The sequence below is a fragment of the Alphaproteobacteria bacterium genome, from assembly GCA_019635875.1.
Classification (GTDB): domain Bacteria; phylum Pseudomonadota; class Alphaproteobacteria; order Reyranellales; family Reyranellaceae; genus JAFAZJ01.
In genome coordinates this window covers 629,356-646,180 of the sequence record JAHBYP010000001.1, presented here as the reverse complement: position 1 = coordinate 646,180, position 16,825 = coordinate 629,356, and the positions used below count along the sequence as shown (strand labels likewise).

Below are 16,825 nucleotides of genomic sequence, written 5' to 3'. Positions count from 1 at the left end.
AGCGCCAGAATCCTCCACTCCGGCGCAATCGGCAAGCCGGGACTGGTCCATTTCGGAAGGCTCGGTCACACTGCGGTAAGGAGGACCCCGGATGTCGTTGCGAAATGTGGGCTCGGGACTATTACTGGTATTGGCCTTGGCTCAGCCCGCCCCGGCCCTGGCCCAGGGACTGATCCACGAGATCCGCGGCGGCGTGCTGGCACACGACGTGCCGCTATGGGCCAGCCGCCGGGTCGATGGCGGCGTCGCCTTCAATGGCGAGGTGGCCTTCGCGCCTTCAGTCAAGGTCCTCGGCTTCGCCGATCTGCGGCCGGTGGTGGGCGGCAGCTTCACCACGGGCAACGGCACCAGCCTGGTCTACTTCGACATCAGGCTGGAGTTCATGATCGACCGCTTCTTCTTCGGCGCCGGTGTCGGCCCGGCGATCCACAACGGCAACCTTACAGGTACGTCGGGCAAGAAGGCGCTGGGCGGGCGCGTGCTGTTCCATCCCTCCTTCGAGTTCGGCTTCCAGTTCTCGCCGCAGCACCGCGTGTCGGTCTATTACGAGCACATCTCCAGCGCCTATATCGCGCGGCCCAACCCCGGCCTCGACAATATCGGCGTGCGCCTCTCGCACCGGTTCTGAGCGCCGACCATCTTTTTTGCTGGTGACCGGCGCGGCTGCTCCGGCTTAGGCTGACGCGACCGTGGCACCAACGACCGCATGAAGCGGCAGGGCCGGCCGGTGGGGACGGGAGGAACACGATGCACAGACGCAAATTCATCGTCAACGCCGGCGCCACGGCGCTGGCCGCCACCGCAGCGACGACGGCGGGCCGGGCCCTGGGCCAGAACAGCCCGCAGTTCAAGCTCAAGCTGCACCACCTGCTCGGGCCGAGATCGCCGGCCCATACGCTGATGCTCGAGCCTTGGGCCCAGCGCGTTGCCAAGGCGACCGGCGGCAAGGTGCAGATCGAGATTTTCCCGTCGATGTCACTGGGCGGCAAGCCGCCGGATCTTATCAAGCAGGCGCGCGACGGAGTGGTCGACCTGGTGTGGACGGTCAACGGCTACACGCCGGCGCTGTTCCCGCGCTCGGAGGTTTTCGAGCTGCCCTTCGTGCACACCAACAACCTGCAGGCCACCAACCTCGCCATGCGCGAGATGTTCGACAAGCACCTTGCGCCGGAATACCAGGGCGTGAAGGTGATGTGGCTGCACGTGCATGCCGGGCAGGGCATCCACATGGTCGACACGCCGGTGCGTACCCCCGACGACCTGAAGGGCAAGAAGATCCGCATTCCCACACGCACCGGCGCCTGGCTGCTGGAGGCGCTGGGCGCCACGCCGGTTGGCATGCCGGTGCCCGACCTGCCGCAGGCGCTGTCGAAGAAGGTGGTCGACGGCGCGCTGGTGCCATGGGAGATCATTCCACCGCTCAAGCTGCACGAGCTCACCAAGTACCAGATCGAGGGCAAGGACCGCATTCGCTTCGGCACCACGACCTTCCAGGTGTCGATGAACGAGGCGAAGTGGAAGAGCCTGCCGCCCGACATCCAGAAGGCGATCATGGAGGTGTCCGGCGAAAGCTGGTGGCGCGAGGTCGGCAAGATCTGGACCGACAGCGAGGACGTCGGCATCGGCCTGGTGAAGAAGGCGGGCCACACCCACATCGAGCTCACCGACAAGGAGATGGAGGCGTTCCGCGCCAAGCTCGAGCCCGTGGTCGACCGCTGGATCAAGGAGGTTTCGGCCAAGGGCATCGACGGCAAGGAGCTCGTGGACACGGCGCGCAAGACAATCGCCAAGTACAGCAAGTGATCGGGCCGGCATCGCGGCGGGAGGGCGTGATCGGCACCGCCCGCCGCGTCATCGAGCTGTGGGCGCTGGCCGGCGGTCTGCTGCTGGTGAGCATCATCCTGATGAACGCCTACAGCCTGGTGGCCGACATCCTGTTCGGCAAGCCGCTGGCCGGCGATTTCGAGCTGGTCGAGGTCGGCGTCGCGGTGGCGGCCTTCGCCTTCCTGCCCTACTGCCAGCTCACCGGCGCCAACGTGACCGCCGACATCTTCACACAGAACGCGCGGCCTTCGGTGGTGGCCACGCTGTCGGCCGTCGCCGGCGCCATTGCGTTGGCCTTCGCTGCGCTGCTGCTCTGGCGCATGGCGCTGGGCCTGATCGAGCTGCGCGAGTATCGCGAGACCACGACCATCGTCGGCTTTCCCATCTGGGTCGCCTATGTGCCGATCCTGGCCTCGCTCGCGCTGCTGGTGGCGGCGGCGCTGATCTCGCTGCGCGACGCGCTGGCGGGTCCGCGCACGCCGGCCTCGTCCGGACACTGAAGCGGCGGCGCGGGACTCCTTGGACCAGCACATCCTCATCGGCCTGATCGGTCTCGCCGCGCTCGTGGCGCTGATCGTCGTGCGCGTGCCCATCGCATACTCGATGATCCTGGTCGGCGGCATCGGCACGGCGATCCTCAACGGCCCGGCGATCGTGCTGTCGCAGCTCAAGAACCTCGCTTACTCGCAGTTCTCGATCTACGACCTGTCGGTCGTGCCGATGTTCGTGCTGATGGGCTACCTCGCCACGCATGCCGGGCTGAGCCGCGACCTGTTCCGCGCCGCGCACGCCTGGCTGGGCCGCATGCGCGGCGGTGTGGCGATGGCGGCGATCGTCGCCTGCGCCGGCTTCGGCTCGGTCTGCGGCTCGTCCCTGGCCACCGCTTCGACCATGGGCCAGGTCGCCCTGCCCGAGCTGCGCCGCTACCGCTACGCGCCGTCGCTGGCCACCGGCACCCTGGCGGCCGGCGGCGTGCTTGGCATCCTGATCCCGCCGTCGATCGTCCTGGTGATCTACGCCGTCATCGTCGAGGCCAACATCGTCACCATGTTCATGGCGGCGCTGATCCCCGGCCTGATCGCCACCGTCCTCTTCATGATCACGATCTGGATCTACGTGTGGTTCAGGCCGGAAGCCGGGCCGCGGGCCGATCCGGTACCGCGCCGGGAGATGATCGCCGCCACCATCGGCGTGCTGCCGGTCGTCGTCGTCTTCGGGCTGGTGATCGGCGGCATCTATCTCGGCTTCTTCAATCCCACGCCGGCGGCGGCGATCGGTGCCTTCCTCGTGGCGCTCTACGGCGTCGTGCGCGGCTCGGTGCGCTGGCCGCAGCTGCGCGCCAGCCTGCTCGGCACGGCGCAGACCACCGGCATGATCTACCTGATCCTGCTCGGCGCCGAGCTCCTGAAAATCTTCATGTCGCGGGGCGGCGTGCCGCAGGCGGCGGCCGAGATGGCGGTGGCCAGCGGGCTGGGTCCCTACGCCATCCTCGTCATCCTGCTGATCGCGCTGATCGGGCTGGGCTGCCTGATGGACTCGCTGTCCATGATCCTGCTGGTGATCCCGTTCTTCTGGCCGGTGATCGCAGATTTCGACTTCGGCATGACCAGCGAGCAGACCAAGATCTGGTTCGGCATCCTGGCCCTGATCGTGGTCGAGCTCGGGCTGATCACGCCGCCGGTCGGCATGAACGTCTTCGTCATCAATTCGCTCGCGCCCGATGTGCCGATGCGAGAGACCTTCCGCGGTGTCTTCCCGTTCTTCCTGATCGAGCTGGTGCGGGTGACGCTCCTCGTCGTCTTCCCCGGCCTGGCGCTGTTCCTGCCGATGCTGCTGAAGGGGTAGGCCCCTCTGTCATCCCGAGCGCAGCGATCCAGGAGGCTGCCTTGATCCCCGCTGCGCACCGGGATGACAGACATTCACCACGCGTTGGCGTAGCCGGCGAGGGGCACCGGGATTCGCTGGATATCCTGGATCACGTCAGGCGGCAGATCGGCGCCCTCCTCCGAGGTGGTGCTGGCCGACACCGAGTCGGATCCGGCAAAACGCTCGCGGATCGCTCCGGCAATCTCCCTGTGCGTGCCGACGGCGGCGAACAGGCGCACGACATCGTCGGAGATTTCCCTCGTCATCGCCGCCCACTGGCCCTGCTTGGACATGGCGTTGAGCTTGCGTCCGAGATCGCCCAGCCCATGCGCCTCGAGCACCGGCCAGTAGGCCGGCGTCGAGCCATAGAAGCCAACGCGCATGCGCACCCAGTCGACCTTCTTGGCCACCGCCTCCTCGTCCGGCCCGGTGGCGATGAAGCCGCCGCCATGGATCTCGAAGTTCTCGCGCCGGCGCCCGCTTCTGGCCCAGCCCTCGGCGAGCTTCGGCATCACCGTCTGCTCCAGATAGGCCCGGGTGCAGAAGGCATGCAGGCGCACGCCGTCGGCGACCTCGCCGGCGAGCCGCAGCGTGTGCGGCCCGACCGCCGCGAGCTGCACCGGCACCATCGGCAGGTGCATCGACGGCGGCGTGAAGTTCGGCGTCATCAGGGTGAAGCGGTAATGCTCGCCCTCGAACGTCAGCTTCTCGCCGGTCTCCCAGCAGCGCCAGATCGCGCGCATCGCCTTGACGTACTCGCGCAGGCGCGGCGCCGGCGGCGACCATTTCACCGAGAAGCGGTTCTCGTTGTGCGCCCGCACCTGCGGGCCGATGCCCAGCACGAAGCGGCCGCGCGAGGCGAGCTGCAGGTCCCACGCCGTGCTCGCCGTCACCATAGGGCTGCGCGGGAAGGCGATCGCCACGCCGGTGGCGAGCTGCAGCGTCTCGGTGGCAACGGCGGCGACGCCCAGCGACAGGAACGGCTCGTGGCGGTTCTCCAGCGTCACCACGCCATCATAGCCCTGCGCTTCGGCCGCGCGCGCCGCGTCGGGCACAAGGCGCAGATCGCGCTGCGGCAGGGTTGTCATGATGCGCATTGGGCCCTCCTCGTATTGGCCGCTACGATACTCCTACCTTCCCCCGGAGGGGGAAGGTGCCCGCAGGGCGGAAGGGGGGTGTCCAAGACGAACGCAGGAGTCCGTCTTCGACATCGCCCTTCCGTCGCTCCGCGCCGCCTCCCCCTCCGGGGGAATGGCAGTACAGGGGAGCCGCCATGCAGTTCGGCATCGTCGCCATTCCCTCCGCGCGCGAGGCGGATGGGTTCATCGACCGCAGCATCGCCTTCGCCCGGCGCGTCGAGCGCCTGGGATTTGCTGGACTATGGACCACCGACGCCTTCGGCCGCGGCTTCGCCATGGTCGATCCGCTGATGTTCCTGAGCACGCTCGTCAGCGCCACGGAGCGCATCGAGCTCGGCACCTGCGTCACCCAGGTGCCGATCCGCCACCCGGTCGAGCTCGCCCATCGCGCCCAGACACTGCACCTGATGGCGCGCGGCCGTTTCCGCTTCGGCGTCGGCAGCGGCTCGACCAAGCACGATTTCGACTGCGTGCAGGTCGACTACGAGCGCCGCTTCAAGCTCCTGCCCGAGCACCTGCAGGTCATCCGCAAGGTCTTCGCGGGCGAGCCGGTCTACGGCCCGGCGCTCACCGTGTGGCCGGGCACCGAGGGTGGCCCGCCGATCTATCTCGGCGCCTGGCGCAGCCAGCGCTGGATCGACCTCGCCGCGCATCACTGCGCCGGCTGGATCGCCTCGGGCATCCACGGCGCGATGGAGGATCTGCCGATCGGCCTGGAGATGTTCCGCAAGGCCGGCGGCAAGCGCGCCATCCTTGCCAACATCTTCACCGATCTGCGCCCTGATCCGCCGCATGTTCCGGCACATGCCAAGGTGACGCTGATCTGCTCCACGAGCGAAGCGCGCGACCGACTGCGCCGCATCGCCGATCTCGGCTTCGACGACGCGCTGCTGATCGTGCCGATGGGTGCCCCGGAGATGCTCGACGAGATCCGCGGGCTGCTGCCGTAGACGCCGCGGATCAGTCGTCCATCGGCACGTCTGCCGGCATCGCTGCCAGGAAGCGCCGGGCCCAATCGCATTCCTCAACCAGGGCAAATTCTCGAAGCGCCTGGATGAGGGACTTCGTCGACGCGAACCCGTCGACCAGCATCCCGGCGAAAATGCCGTCCGGCGTCATGCGCGGATCACCTTCCATCCAGCCCTCGACCACGCGGCCGAAGGAATTGGGAAACGCATCCGAATCGAAGATCGCGGCCGCGCCACGGGCATCATGATCCGTGTCGCCCACGTGGCGGACCACCCGAACCTCGGTGATCAGCATGTTGTCATCTTCGCCCCAGACGAAGGTCACGTCCCTGGCCCTGTGCTGCCCCTCGCTCATGTCGCCCAACCCATCCGAGTGCCGTCACCGTCGATGCTACCACTCCATGCGCATCAGGTAGAAGTGCCGTCCGAGTTTCGACACTGTGCGCGCACGGCCGTCGAGGCCGAGAAGCTGGCACGCCATGCCGTCAAGGTGCCCATGACCATGCGCCGTCTGGCGCAGGCACTGAAGCTCAGCGAGCGGACCCTGCACCGGCGGCTCAGCGACCTGACCGGCCAATCCCCCAGGCCTTCATTTCCCAGACGCGCATCGTCATGGCGCGCACCCTGCTCGAGACCAGCTGCCAGCCGATCAAGACCATCGCCCGAGCCGTCGGCTATGACGACGAAAGCAGCTTCCGCAAGGCGTTCCGCAAGCTGACCGCGATGTCGGCGCAGGCCCCTCGCGAAAGGCGCAGCACGACCGCCATCGGCGCGCTAGCGTGACGCCGCCTTCGCCGCGACGGCTTCGATCTCGACCTCGACACCCGGCCGGGGAAACTCGTTGACGACCAGCAGCGTGGCCGGCGGGTGGTGCTCGCCCATGATGCGCGCACGCACGCGGAAATAGGCGTCGAACATCGACTTGTCGGTGACGTAGACCGTGAACTTCACGACGTCACCGAATCCCATGCCGGCAGCGTCGAGGATCGCGTGGATGCGCTCGAAGATCACCTCGACCTGCACCTGGATGTCCACGGGCACGGTCGCATCCGGTCGTGCGCCTACCTGTCCGTTGCAGAACAGGAGCCGCGCGTTCGGCGGCACTTCCATGCCGTGCGGTGCATTCTGGGTATGGGCAAGGATCCGGTCGTTCAATACATAGGGCTTCAACACTGTCGCTTTCCTCCCCGATCAAGAGGCAACGCCGGCGGTGATGCCGGCGCTCCCCATATGGCTCACGCCGCGAACAGGCCGTCCGCGACGCCTTCCGCCTGGCGCTGCACCAGGCGGCGGTAGATGCCGTCCTTGCGCTGCATCAGCGCGGCGTGGCTGCCGTCCTCGACGATGCGGCCCTCGTCGAACACTAGGATGCGATCCAAGGTGCGCACCGTCGACAAGCGATGCGCGATCACCAGCGTCGTGCGGCCGCGCATCAGCCGCTCCATCGCATCCTGGATCAGCGCCTCCGACTCGCTGTCCAGGCTCGACGTCGCCTCGTCGAGGATCAGGATCGGCGTATCCGCCAGGAAGGCCCGCGCCAGCGCCACGCGCTGACGCTCGCCGCCCGACAGCTTGACGCCGCGCTCGCCCACCAGGGTGGCGTAGCCCTTGGGCTGGCGCATGATGAAGCCGTCCGCGTGCGCCAGCCGCGCCGCCGTGCGGATCCTCTCGCGCGACGCCTCGGGCTTGCCGTAGGCGATGTTCTCGGCCAGCGAGCGATGGAAGAGCATCGGCTCCTGCTGCACGATCGCCACCTGGCGGCGGAGACTGTCCTGCGTCACCTCCGAGATGTCCTGGCCGTCGATGGCGATGCGTCCGCCATCGATGTCGTGCAGGCGCTGCACCAGCTTGACGAACGTCGTCTTGCCCGAGCCCGAGGCGCCCACCAGGCCGACCCGCTGGCCGGCCGGGATACGCACCGTGAGCCCGTCATAGACCTGCCGCCCCTGTGCGCGATAGCCGAAGACGACGTCGTCGAAGACGATCTCGCCCTTCGGCACCAGGATGTCTCGCGCGCCCCTGTGATCGACCACGCCGACCGGCGCGTCGTGCAGTTCCACCAGCTCGTCGAGATCGTTCACGCAGCGGCGGAAGACGTCGATGTGGTAGCCGATGTCGCGCAGGTAACCGTGGATCACACCATAGGCGGTGAGCACGAACACCACCTCGCCGATCGTCGCGATGCCCTGCCACCAGAACAGCAGCACGAGGCCGATCACCGTCAGGCGCAGCAGCACCAGGACGATGTTCTGCAGGGTGCCGGCCCAGGTCGCGCGCAGCCACAGCACGCGCGCCCGCGACCGCCAGCGATCGACGATGCGACCCAGACGCTCGTCCTCGCGCGTCTCGGCGCCGAACGACTTCACCACGGGGTTGGCCGACACCGCGTCGGCCAGCGCGCCGCCCAGCCTGCTGTCCCAGGCGTTCGACAGTTGCGCCGCCGGCGTGACGTAGCGCAGCGCCAGCCACACGGTGAGCCCGATATAGACGGCGCTGCCCAGCGCCACCGCCAGGCCCATCAGCGGCCAGTGCAGCGCGAACAGCAGCGCGGCGCCCAGCAGCACGACCAGCGACGGCCACAGCGCCACCATGACCGTGTCGTTGAGGTTGTCGAAGGCCCACATGCCGCGGCTGATCTTGCGCACCGTCGAGCCGGCGAAGGCGTTGGCGTGCCACTCGGTCGACAGGCGCTGCACGCGCGCGAAGGTATCGCGCGCCACCGCCGACATCATGCGCAGCGTGAAGTCGATGATCAGGATGAACACGCCCTGGCGCAGCGCCACGACGAGCGCGCCGGCGCCGACCATCACGGCCAGCACCAGCAGCGCGTCGCGCAGCGCCGCGTCGCGATCGGCGATGACTGCGCCGATGATGTCGACCAGCCGGCCGGCCAGTGTCGGCAGCAGCAGCTCCGTGCCGGCGATCACCAGCGAACCGATGGCGATCGATGCGGCAAGGCCGGGCTGGCGCCGCCACTGGCGGGCGACGAAGCCCAGCGTGTGCAGGAACGGATCGCGCCTGCTCTTCGTCTTTTGCTCTTTCATGTGTCGACGCCGGGACCCTTCGAACGGGTCCGGCCCTTCGGACTCGTGCCGGCGTCGCGAGCTGCGTCGAGAACGGGCTCGACGCGCGCGACAGCGCCTGGCGATGGACTGGATGGGTGGATACCGCGGTAGCCTGCGCGAAGGCGGCGCCCGGGGCTGCTTCAGCTAGAAGCGCGGGTGCCCGTATTCGAACCCGACAGCGGGCGTGATGAACATGATGATCGACATCAAACGCCTCCTTTCGCTGGGGTTCTGCCGACGGCGCGGAACCTACATGAACTCGATGACAGAGGCAAGACGGCGTACGGGGATGACGCCGAAGGTCGGCGCGTATGACAATCGACGAGACGCGCTGGAGTCCCTCGTGAAGGTCGCCGTCCTGCTCGCCTGCACTGCCGCGATCGCCGCAGGCCCCGCGCTGGGCCGCGCGAAACGGTCCTGCGTGCCCGAGCATCCCATCTTGCCGAGGATGATCGACGGCGAAGGCTTCGCCGTCGATGGCGACACGATCGTTCTGCTCGTCGAAGGACAGCGCTTCGGCGAGGTACGCCTGTTCGGCATCGATGCGCCGGAGCTGCGCAGCAGGATGTCGAAAGAGGAGCCGCAGGCCGGCCTGCGCGCCCGCGACGCGCTCGACCGGCTGCTGTCGTCAGGCGGCGATCGCGTGCGCGTGATCCCGATCGAGCACGACCGCTACTGCCGTATCGTCGGGCGGATCGAGGTCGGCGGGCACGACATCGCCGAAGCGATGCTGCGCGGTGGCTGGGCCTATGTCTTTACGACCTGGGCCTTCGGCAAGGGTCGCGACCCCGGCCTCGCGAAGGGCTATATCGCCCTGCAGCGTCAGGCGCGCGACGACGACGCCGGCCTGTGGCCGCTGTGGCTGGGGAAGCGCTAGGTCAATCGACCGCGAGCACCGTCAGCGTCTGCTCACGACCGTCGTTGGACGTGAAGCGGATCGACTGGCCGGCCGACAGGCCGATCAGCGCGGTGCCGATCGGGGTCAGCACCGAGACCTTGTTGGCCGAGATGTCGGCATCGATCGGGAAGACCAGCTCGACGCGGCGATGCTGGCCGCCGTTGGAGCGGAACTCGACGATCGAGCCCATGCGCACGACATCGGCGGGCAGCGCCGAGGCAGAGACCACCTCGGCCCGGTTCATCTCGTCCAGAAGCTGCTCGGCGATCTCGGGGAACCGCGCGAGCGCGCCGGTCGCGAGGTCGCTGAGACGCGCATAGTCGGAGTCGCTGACGACGATCCGGGGCTTGGTGTTGTGTCTGGTCATGGTGATCACCGCATCGCGCGGGCGCAAACGCGCCACGGCGTGCCTGCTGTGGTGTTGTCGAGAAGCTGTGGAACGCCTGATTGCAGCCCCGGAGCATCGGGGCGCTGAATGCCGAGCCCCGGGGCTACAAGCCCGCGATCGGATGAACCCTGACGATGGCGTAAATCGAGATCATTCGACTGATATAGGGAGACATCGCCGGGTTTTCAACGCCGCACCAGCATCGCCCAGCCGGCGAAGCCGACCAGGCCGACCAGGGCGATGGCAAGACCGATGTTGAGCTGCGACTCGTGCGGCAGATAGCCCATCAGCACGGTGAGCGCGGCGGCCGACAGCATCTGGACAAATCCCATCAGCGCCGAGGCGGCGCCGACATGGTTTCCCGGCACCGAGGCCAGCGCGTTGGCCATGGCGTTGGGCATGTTCAGCCCGTTGCCCAGGCCCATGATGATCAACGGCACGATCAGCGCCAGCGGTGCCACGTATCCGGCGAGCGCGGTGACCACCATGCCCAGCGCACCGGCGACCAGCACGAGCTGGCCCACCGCGATCAGATTGATGCTCCTGATATAGGGGTGCAGGCGGGTCTGCAGCAGGCTGCCGATGACAAAGTTGCCGGCCCAGGCCAGCGTGAACCAGCCGAACAGCGCCGCCGACACGCCCATGACGTTGATCAGCAGGATGGGACCGGCGGAGAAGAAGATGTTGAAGGCCGACGACGCCGAGGTGGCCGCGATCATCAGGCCGAGGAAACGCCGCTGGCGCGTGACGATGGCGAAGCCCTCGAGCAGGCCGCGCAGCCAGCTCGACGCGCTCCGGTGCTTCGGCGCCGTCTCAGCGAGGATCAGCCAGGCGCAGATCATCACCCCTGCGCCGACGATCGCGGTGAGCCAGAAGCTGGCGCGCCAGTCGAACAGCACCAGCATCTGGCCACCCAGCAGCGGTGCCAGCGCCGGGGCCAGCGCCATGCCCGAAGCCATGTAGCCCATCGCCCTGGGCGCTTCCTGCACGCTGCGGCTGTCGCGCACGATGGCGCGGCCCAGCACCACGCCGCCGCAGGCGCCGCAGGCCTGCGCGAGGCGCGCGCCGATCAGCATCTCCACCGAGACAGCGAGCGCACAGGCGACCGATGCGGCGACGAAGATCGCCAGGCTGCCCAGCAGGACCGGACGACGGCCGATGCGATCCGAAAGGGGGCCCACGGCGAGCTGCGCGAAGGCGAAGGCGAAGAGATAAACCGAGAGCGTCAGCTGCGCCGTGCCGTAGGGAACGTTGAAATGCGCGGCGATGGCGGGCAGCGCCGGCAGGTAGATGGTCACCGCCAGCTGCGCAGCGATGGTCGCCATCATCAGCAGCCAGATCGGCGGCCGCAGGGTACGCAGGGAGGACAAGACTCAGGGCTCCAGGAAACGCGCTTCCGGCCAGCGCTCCCGCCAGCCCTTGCTCGCCAGGCGCCGACGGTAGTCGTCGGCGCGAAGCAGGCCGGCGGGCGTCGGCCTGCAGGTCAGGCTCAATAGATCGTCGAGCCCGTACGGCGCCAGCACTTCGATGCGCCCGTCGCGCGTCAGGCGAGCGGCGACGGCAGTCGGCGTCTCCAGCCAGTAGCGCAGAGAGTCCTCGGTGTCGCGATAGGGCTGGTCGCCCTTGGCGCGATAGAGATGCATGCGCCGCTGGTTGCGCGCTTGCCAGATCATGCCAGGGATCAGGGCGGCTAGCCGCGCCTCGATCTCGTTCTCGCGCGCGCCGTCGGGATCGCCCGGGTCGTAGTAGACGACGTCGATGTCGTCCTGGTCGGTGCGCGTGGATCGGCCGATCAGTGTGTCCCACACGCGATTGCGCACGAAACCGGCGCCGATCCAGGCATCGGGTAGTTCGAGCGAGCGCAATGCGGCGAGCTGCGCCACCGCGTCCGCATCCTTCCACAGGATATCAACCACCGTGGCGATTTGCTTTTGATCCATCGTTTGCGATTCTAGCACCTGTCGTCCCGAGCGCAGCGAGGCATCCACGACTTGCCTGGATCCCTCGCTGCGCTGGGGACGACAGTCGCACGCTGAATGGGCGCATGCCGAGCTTCAGACTCGAATCGCAGCACGACGGATTGGTCGCCGGCATCGACGAGGCCGGCCGCGGGCCGCTCGCGGGTCCGGTCGTCGCCGCCGCCGTCATCATCGATCGCACGCGCGTGAAGCGCCGCCTGCTGGCGCTGCTCGACGATTCCAAGCAGCTTTTGCCGGAAGATCGCGAACGCGCCTTCGGGGCGCTGCGCGACAGCGACGCGATCACCATCGGCGTCGGCGCCGCCTCGGCGCGCGAGATCGACCGCATCAACGTGCTGCAGGCCAACTTCCAGGCGATGCGGCGCGCGGTGCGCGCGCTTGGCGCCACCCCCGCCTTCGCGCTGGTCGACGGCGATCGCCTGCCGCAGCGGCTGCCCTGCCCGGCGCTGGCCGTAGTGAAGGGCGATTCGAAGGTCTACTCGATCGCCGCCGCCTCGATCGTCGCCAAGGTCACGCGCGATCGCATCATGGCGCTGCTCGGCCAGCGTTATCCCGACTATTGCTGGCAGCAGAATGCCGGTTACGGCACCGTGATCCATCTCGAGGCCATCGCGCGGCTGGGCGCCACGCCGCACCACCGCATGAGCTTCTCGCCGTTCAACCGGCTGCTCTGAGGTCCTCCCACCTAGGGCTGGTGGGTCCGGATTCCGAATTATCCCCAGATATGGGCTACTTTAAGAATTCTCCATAAATATTTGATTCCAATGACTCTTCCTATTGACGCGACTCACGCAAAGAGGCATGATCCAGGCGTTTCCAACAGGCTTTTCCTCAGCCTAATCATATTGGTACGGGACATTCTTCATGCGACGCGAGCGTACGGTCACCGACCGTATTATAGTCGGTGATTGCGTCACCTTGATGAAGGGCCTTCCGGAGGGGTCGGTGGACATGGTGTTCGCCGACCCCCCCTACAACCTTCAGCTGGCGGGCGAGCTGCACCGCCCCGACAATTCCAAGGTCGACGCCGTCGATGACGAATGGGACCGCTTCGCCGATTTCGCCACCTACGACGCCTTCACCACCGAGTGGCTGAGCGAGGCGCGCCGCGTGCTCAAGCCCGAGGGCACGCTGTGGGTGATCGGCAGCTACCACAACATCTTCCGCATCGGCACGGCGCTGCAGGACCTGGGGTTCTGGCTGCTCAACGACGTCGTCTGGCGCAAGACCAACCCGATGCCGAACTTCCGCGGCAAGCGCTTCACCAACGCGCACGAGACGCTGATCTGGGCGGCGCGCGACAAGCGGCGCAAGAACTACACGTTCAACTACGAGGCGATGAAGGAGCTCAACGAGGGCATCCAGATGCGCAGCGACTGGACATTGCCGCTGTGCACCGGCGCCGAGCGCATCAAGGACCGCGACGGGCGCAAGGCGCACCCGACGCAGAAGCCCGAGGCGTTGCTGTTTCGCTGCATGATGGCCGCGACCAATCCGGGCGACATCGTGCTCGACCCCTTCTTCGGCAGCGGCACGACAGGCGCGGTGGCCAGGCGGCTGAACCGCCGCTTCATCGGCCTGGAACGCGACGAAACCTACGCCGAGGTCGCGCGCAAGCGCATCGCCGCGATCGAGCCGCTGTCGCCCGACGACGTGGCGCTCAAGCCCGCCAAGCGCAACGAGCCACGCATCCCCTTCGGCGCGCTGGTCGAGACCGGCCTGCTGAGCCCGGGCACGATGCTCGCCGACCCCTCCGGCCGCATCCAGGCGCGCGTGAAGGCCGACGGCACGCTCAGCACCAGCGGCTCGTTCGGCGACGTGCGCGGCTCGATCCACCAGGTGGGCGCCGCCGTGCAGGGCGCGCCCTCGTGCAACGGCTGGACCTTCTGGCACGCCGATCTCGGCGGCCGCCGCCTGCCCATCGACCATCTGCGCCAGCAGATGCGCGCGCGCTTGCAGTGAAGTCCCCGTCAACGACATGGAGAAAACCATGCGTGTGCTGAAGCGATTGTTCCTCGCCATCGTGATCCTCGCGCCGATCGCCGCCTGCGGCACGGTCGAGGGTGTCGGCAAGGACGTGTCGAGCACGTCGCGCTGGGTGAAGGAAAAGGTCTTCTAGACGCCACGCCCCGACCTGGGAGCGGGTATGGGGGGTGAGGGTGTCGCGGGTAAAGCCGCGGCACCCTTTGCGCTGCCCGCGCCTCAGCGCTTCGACGTCGCCATGATCGCGTGGCGCAGCACCTTCTTCATCACGGTGGGCAGCGCCATCTCGCCCAGCCGATCTACGGCGCACCATTGCGCGCCTGGCAGCGCTGAAGCGGCGCGCTCGGTCGGCAGGCGCGCGGTGACCAGCGACAGCTCGAGCTCGAAATGCGTGAAGACGTGGCGCACGACGCCGTCGAGCGCACGCCAGCGCGTCTCGATCGGCGCCTGCCTGAGCGCCGCCTCGCGATCGAGCCGGCCCTCGCGCCACTCGCTCGACGGCACCTCCATCATGCCACCGAGCAGGCCGCGCGGCGCGCGCCGGCGCAGCAGGATCGCGCCGTCCCTGCGCAGCAGGAAGAAGGCGATGCCGCGACGCACCGGCCGCGCCGGCTTCACGCGCCTGCGCGGCAGCTCGCCGGCGATGCCCCGCCGCCGCGCTTCGCAGGACTCCATCAACGGGCACACCACGCAGCGCGGCTCGCCCGCGATGCACACGGTGGCGCCGAGGTCCATCATCGCCTGGGCGTAGTCGCCGGCACGGTGCGGCGGCACGAGGCGCGCGGCCAGCGCGCGGATCTGCGACTTCATCTCCGCGATCGGCCGGTCGAGCGCGTGCAGGCGCGTGACGACGCGATCGACGTTGCCGTCGACGGCGCTGGCCGGGCGATCGAAGGCGATGGCGGCGATCGCCGCCGACGTATAGGCGCCGATGCCCGGCAGGGCGCGCAGAGTCTCCTCGTCGTCGGGAAAGACGCCGCCATGGCGATCGACCACGGCGCGGGCGCAGGCATGCAGGTTACGGGCGCGGGCGTAGTAGCCCAGCCCCTGCCAGAGATGCAGCACGTCGTCGAGCGGTGCCTCGGCAAGATCGCGCACCGTGGGCCAGCGCTCGACGAAGGCGAGAAAGTAGCGGCCCACGGTCTGCACCGTGGTCTGCTGCAGCATGATCTCGCTCAGCCACACGTGGTACGGGTCGGCGCGTTCTGCCGCCGGTGCGCGCCACGGCAGCACGCGGCGATGGCGGTCGTACCAGGCCAGCAGGCGTTCGGCATGCAGTCGCACGTCGGGGCATTGCGATGGCCCGGTCGTCGTCTCGCCCTCGTCCTTCAGTCTACGCGCCACGCTTCACCCTGTTCTGGTCGGGCCGAGCGGCTATCATATCGGACACCGTATGAGCGAGGACGATCCCCAGCCCGAGATCACCTTGGACCGCCGCGGCCGGTTCAGGCGCCTGGGCGCGAGCGTGCCCGGGCTGATCCGTCCGCTGGCCAAGGCACGCGGCACGGCGCTGGCCTCGCTGCTGGCCGAATGGCCGCTGATCGTCGGCGACGAGCTCGCCAGGGTCTCGCTGCCCGACCGGCTCACCGGCACGACGCTCAGGCTGCTGGTCGTGCCCTCGGCCGCGCTGGTGATGCAGCACGACGCGCCGCGCATCGTGGCGCGCATCAACGCCTACTACGGCCGGCCCGCGGTCGGCCGGATTTCCCTCGTGCAGGGGCCCCTGCCGGCGGCGGCCCCACCGCGCCGGCCAGCCCGCCCGGCCCTGGCGGCGGATCGCCAGGCAGCGCTGAGGGCGGCGACCGAGGGCATCGACGACGACCGGCTGAAGGCTGCATTGGAGCGCCTTGGCCGCGCCATTCTCGCCCGCGACAAGGGCTGATCGGCGATCACGCCATCGCGGTTTGACGCCGCCCGGGCGCCTTGTTAGGTGCCCGTCTATCCCAGTGGCGTACCCGGTGTGGAAAAAACCACGGCCGGCCTTCGTTGACTCTCCACAGGCCAGCACCCCAAGATGTTGGGGTATAAGGGGTTCCGATGCGTAACATGTGGATACTCGGGGCAGGCGTGATCGCCGTGGTGGCGATCCTCGGCGGTGCCTATTTTACGTCGCAGCCCGGCGGCCCGACGCCGGTATCCCCTGCCCAGGCCCAGACCCCGCCGGCGGCGCCGGCGAACGTGCCGGCCGGCCTGCAGGTTACCGAGAAGGATCACGTGATGGGTCAGGCCGACGCGGCCGTGACCATCATCGAGTACGCGTCGATGACCTGCATCCACTGCGCCACGCTCCACAACGACGTGCTGCCGGCGATCAAGACCAAGTACATCGACACCGGCAAGGTGAAGCTCGTCTACCGCGACTTCCCGCTCGACCGCGTGGCCGCGCAGGCCGCGCAGCTCGCCGAATGCGTCGATCGCGACCGCTATTTCGGCGTCGTCAACACCATCTTCCAGACCCAGGCGCAGTGGGCCGCCGGCAAGGAGCCGCTGGCCGACCTCTTGAAGCTCTTGCGGCTCGCCGGGCTGGGCGAGGCGCAGGCCAAGGCCTGCCTCGAGGACCAGAAGGGGCTCGAGGCGATCCTCGCCGAGCAGCAGGGCGGCGTGGCGCTGGGTGTCGATTCGACCCCGACACTCTTCATCAACGGCCAGCGTTACACCGGTCCGCGCACCGTACAGGCCTTCGACGAGCTCCTGTCCAAGCTCGTCAAGTAACAA

18 protein-coding genes and 1 pseudogene are annotated in these 16,825 nt (G+C 68.2%); 11 read left to right on the top strand and 8 right to left on the bottom strand.

What is annotated here, in order from left to right:
- Positions 1 to 136: 136 nt before the first annotated feature.
- The 4 genes from KF889_03280 to KF889_03265 all read left to right on the top strand — a co-directional run bounded on the left by KF889_03280 (position 137) and on the right by KF889_03265 (position 3,669).
- Positions 137 to 628 (top strand): acyloxyacyl hydrolase, encoded by a 492-nt coding sequence (locus KF889_03280; protein MBX3498439.1) that lies wholly within the window; start codon positions 137 to 139, stop codon positions 626 to 628.
- 119 nt (positions 629 to 747) lie between these two features.
- Positions 748 to 1,803: a TRAP transporter substrate-binding protein gene (locus KF889_03275; GenBank protein ID MBX3498438.1), complete on the top strand. Its 1,056-nt coding sequence runs from the start codon at positions 748 to 750 to the stop codon at positions 1,801 to 1,803.
- Between the two features lie 101 nt (positions 1,804 to 1,904).
- Complete coding sequence (locus KF889_03270) at positions 1,905 to 2,324, top strand: TRAP transporter small permease subunit (GenBank protein MBX3498437.1); 420 nt, start codon at positions 1,905 to 1,907, stop codon at positions 2,322 to 2,324.
- Positions 2,325 to 2,343: 19 nt separating this feature from the next.
- Positions 2,344 to 3,669 (top strand): TRAP transporter large permease subunit, encoded by a 1,326-nt coding sequence (locus tag KF889_03265; protein ID MBX3498436.1) that lies wholly within the window; start codon positions 2,344 to 2,346, stop codon positions 3,667 to 3,669.
- A gap of 74 nt (positions 3,670 to 3,743) precedes the next feature.
- Here the strand turns inward: KF889_03265 and KF889_03260 are convergent, their stop codons facing one another.
- Entirely contained in the window at positions 3,744 to 4,787 is a 1,044-nt protein-coding gene (locus KF889_03260; GenBank protein MBX3498435.1) for a TIGR03617 family F420-dependent LLM class oxidoreductase, read from the bottom strand.
- Between the two features lie 176 nt (positions 4,788 to 4,963).
- Here KF889_03260 and KF889_03255 point away from each other — a divergent pair, with 176 nt between their 5' ends.
- Positions 4,964 to 5,779 carry an LLM class flavin-dependent oxidoreductase gene (locus KF889_03255; protein MBX3498434.1) on the top strand — a complete coding sequence of 272 codons (816 nt, stop codon included), beginning with the start codon at positions 4,964 to 4,966 and terminating at the stop codon, positions 5,777 to 5,779.
- A 10-nt stretch (positions 5,780 to 5,789) separates the two neighbouring features.
- Here KF889_03255 and KF889_03250 read toward each other — a convergent pair whose 3' ends face one another.
- Positions 5,790 to 6,092: a hypothetical protein gene (locus KF889_03250; protein ID MBX3498433.1), complete on the bottom strand. Its 303-nt coding sequence runs from the start codon at positions 6,090 to 6,092 to the stop codon at positions 5,790 to 5,792.
- On the opposite strand from KF889_03250, the pseudogene KF889_03245 reads away from it, so the two are divergent.
- Positions 6,042 to 6,580, top strand: a pseudogene (locus KF889_03245) (helix-turn-helix transcriptional regulator). The gene KF889_03250 and the pseudogene KF889_03245 overlap by 51 nt on opposite strands.
- On the opposite strand, the gene KF889_03240 reads toward KF889_03245, so the two are convergent.
- Together KF889_03240 and KF889_03235 are read right to left on the bottom strand one after the other, a co-directional pair.
- Positions 6,572 to 6,970, bottom strand: a complete 399-nt coding sequence (locus tag KF889_03240; GenBank protein ID MBX3498432.1) for a RidA family protein — start codon at positions 6,968 to 6,970, stop codon at positions 6,572 to 6,574. The pseudogene KF889_03245 and the gene KF889_03240 overlap by 9 nt on opposite strands.
- 62 nt (positions 6,971 to 7,032) lie before the next feature.
- The gene (locus tag KF889_03235; GenBank protein ID MBX3498431.1) at positions 7,033 to 8,841 is read right to left on the bottom strand and encodes an ABC transporter ATP-binding protein; all 1,809 of its coding nucleotides are present in this window, start codon (positions 8,839 to 8,841) and stop codon (positions 7,033 to 7,035) included.
- A gap of 214 nt (positions 8,842 to 9,055) precedes the next feature.
- Between KF889_03235 and KF889_03230 the strand changes: the two genes are divergently transcribed.
- Complete coding sequence (locus tag KF889_03230; protein ID MBX3498430.1) at positions 9,056 to 9,739, top strand: thermonuclease family protein; 684 nt, start codon at positions 9,056 to 9,058, stop codon at positions 9,737 to 9,739.
- Between the two features lies 1 nt (position 9,740).
- On the opposite strand, the gene rnk is transcribed toward KF889_03230, so the two are convergent.
- From rnk to KF889_03215, 3 genes are all read right to left on the bottom strand, one after another.
- Positions 9,741 to 10,127: a nucleoside diphosphate kinase regulator gene (gene rnk, locus KF889_03225; GenBank protein MBX3498429.1), complete on the bottom strand. Its 387-nt coding sequence runs from the start codon at positions 10,125 to 10,127 to the stop codon at positions 9,741 to 9,743.
- Positions 10,128 to 10,333: 206 nt separating this feature from the next.
- Entirely contained in the window at positions 10,334 to 11,518 is a 1,185-nt protein-coding gene (locus KF889_03220; GenBank protein ID MBX3498428.1) for a multidrug effflux MFS transporter, read from the bottom strand.
- Between the two features lie 3 nt (positions 11,519 to 11,521).
- Entirely contained in the window at positions 11,522 to 12,088 is a 567-nt protein-coding gene (locus KF889_03215) for a nucleotidyltransferase family protein (protein MBX3498427.1), read from the bottom strand.
- A 104-nt stretch (positions 12,089 to 12,192) separates the two neighbouring features.
- Between KF889_03215 and KF889_03210 the strand changes: the two genes are divergently transcribed.
- Together KF889_03210 and KF889_03205 are read left to right on the top strand one after the other, a co-directional pair.
- A complete protein-coding gene (locus KF889_03210) occupies positions 12,193 to 12,801 on the top strand; it encodes a ribonuclease HII (GenBank protein MBX3498426.1) in 609 nt (202 codons plus the stop codon).
- Between the two features lie 190 nt (positions 12,802 to 12,991).
- Positions 12,992 to 14,089 carry a site-specific DNA-methyltransferase gene (locus KF889_03205; protein ID MBX3498425.1) on the top strand — a complete coding sequence of 366 codons (1,098 nt, stop codon included), beginning with the start codon at positions 12,992 to 12,994 and terminating at the stop codon, positions 14,087 to 14,089.
- 240 nt (positions 14,090 to 14,329) lie between these two features.
- Here KF889_03205 and mutY read toward each other — a convergent pair whose 3' ends face one another.
- The gene (gene mutY / locus KF889_03200; GenBank protein MBX3498424.1) at positions 14,330 to 15,394 is read right to left on the bottom strand and encodes an A/G-specific adenine glycosylase; all 1,065 of its coding nucleotides are present in this window, start codon (positions 15,392 to 15,394) and stop codon (positions 14,330 to 14,332) included.
- A 109-nt stretch (positions 15,395 to 15,503) separates the two neighbouring features.
- Between mutY and KF889_03195 the strand changes: the two genes are divergently transcribed.
- Together KF889_03195 and KF889_03190 are read left to right on the top strand one after the other, a co-directional pair.
- Positions 15,504 to 15,992: a DUF721 domain-containing protein gene (locus KF889_03195; protein ID MBX3498423.1), complete on the top strand. Its 489-nt coding sequence runs from the start codon at positions 15,504 to 15,506 to the stop codon at positions 15,990 to 15,992.
- A gap of 164 nt (positions 15,993 to 16,156) precedes the next feature.
- A complete protein-coding gene (locus KF889_03190; protein ID MBX3498422.1) occupies positions 16,157 to 16,822 on the top strand; it encodes a DsbA family protein in 666 nt (221 codons plus the stop codon).
- Positions 16,823 to 16,825: the final 3 nt, after the last annotated feature.

What these genes read in the sequence shown, in the direction of transcription:
- KF889_03250 (MBX3498433.1), bottom strand. Translation starts at nt 6,092, where the DNA reads ATGCTGATCACCGAGGTTCGGGTGGTCCGCCACGTGGGCGACACGGAT.
- KF889_03205 (MBX3498425.1), top strand. Translation starts at nt 12,992, where the DNA reads ATGCGACGCGAGCGTACGGTCACCGACCGTATTATAGTCGGTGATTGC.
- KF889_03255 (MBX3498434.1), top strand. Translation starts at nt 4,964, where the DNA reads ATGCAGTTCGGCATCGTCGCCATTCCCTCCGCGCGCGAGGCGGATGGG.
- KF889_03190 (MBX3498422.1), top strand. Translation starts at nt 16,157, where the DNA reads ATGTGGATACTCGGGGCAGGCGTGATCGCCGTGGTGGCGATCCTCGGC.
- KF889_03275 (MBX3498438.1), top strand. Translation starts at nt 748, where the DNA reads ATGCACAGACGCAAATTCATCGTCAACGCCGGCGCCACGGCGCTGGCC.
- rnk (MBX3498429.1), bottom strand. Translation starts at nt 10,127, where the DNA reads ATGACCAGACACAACACCAAGCCCCGGATCGTCGTCAGCGACTCCGAC.
- KF889_03215 (MBX3498427.1), bottom strand. Translation starts at nt 12,088, where the DNA reads ATGGATCAAAAGCAAATCGCCACGGTGGTTGATATCCTGTGGAAGGAT.
- KF889_03195 (MBX3498423.1), top strand. Translation starts at nt 15,504, where the DNA reads ATGAGCGAGGACGATCCCCAGCCCGAGATCACCTTGGACCGCCGCGGC.
- KF889_03260 (MBX3498435.1), bottom strand. Translation starts at nt 4,787, where the DNA reads ATGCGCATCATGACAACCCTGCCGCAGCGCGATCTGCGCCTTGTGCCC.
- KF889_03210 (MBX3498426.1), top strand. Translation starts at nt 12,193, where the DNA reads ATGCCGAGCTTCAGACTCGAATCGCAGCACGACGGATTGGTCGCCGGC.
- KF889_03270 (MBX3498437.1), top strand. Translation starts at nt 1,905, where the DNA reads ATGAACGCCTACAGCCTGGTGGCCGACATCCTGTTCGGCAAGCCGCTG.
- KF889_03235 (MBX3498431.1), bottom strand. Translation starts at nt 8,841, where the DNA reads ATGAAAGAGCAAAAGACGAAGAGCAGGCGCGATCCGTTCCTGCACACG.
- KF889_03230 (MBX3498430.1), top strand. Translation starts at nt 9,056, where the DNA reads ATGATGATCGACATCAAACGCCTCCTTTCGCTGGGGTTCTGCCGACGG.